This is a genomic window from Mesorhizobium sp. (genome assembly GCF_005063415.1).
Classification (GTDB): domain Bacteria; phylum Pseudomonadota; class Alphaproteobacteria; order Rhizobiales; family Rhizobiaceae; genus Mesorhizobium.
In genome coordinates, this window is sequence record NZ_SUEG01000215.1 from 6098 (window position 1) to 6366 (window position 269).

1 protein-coding gene is annotated in these 269 nt (G+C 67.7%); it reads left to right on the forward strand.

Translation table 11 applies throughout. The features are described 5' to 3' along the window. Positions 1-269 (forward strand): hypothetical protein (locus E5W70_RS33230; RefSeq protein WP_366509758.1); only part of this gene is annotated, 269 nt, incomplete at both ends.

Below are 269 nucleotides of genomic sequence, written 5' to 3' on the forward strand. Positions count from 1 at the left end.
GTTCCGCGGCCACTGGGGCCGTCGGGGCGACAGCGGCGGCCGGCGCCGCTGGTTCGGCTGCAACGACCTGCGCCACCGGCTCTTCGGCGTCCTCGGCGGGCGCATCGGCGAAGCTCAGATCGAAATCGTCGTCGAACGCCGCTTCAGCGGCTGTGCCGGAAAGCCGGGCGGCCTCTGGCTCTTCGATCGACAGCTCTTCGATAAACGCTGGTTCTTCGATTTCGGCAGGCTCGTTCGGGCGAACGTCGAAGTCCATGTCGACATCGGCC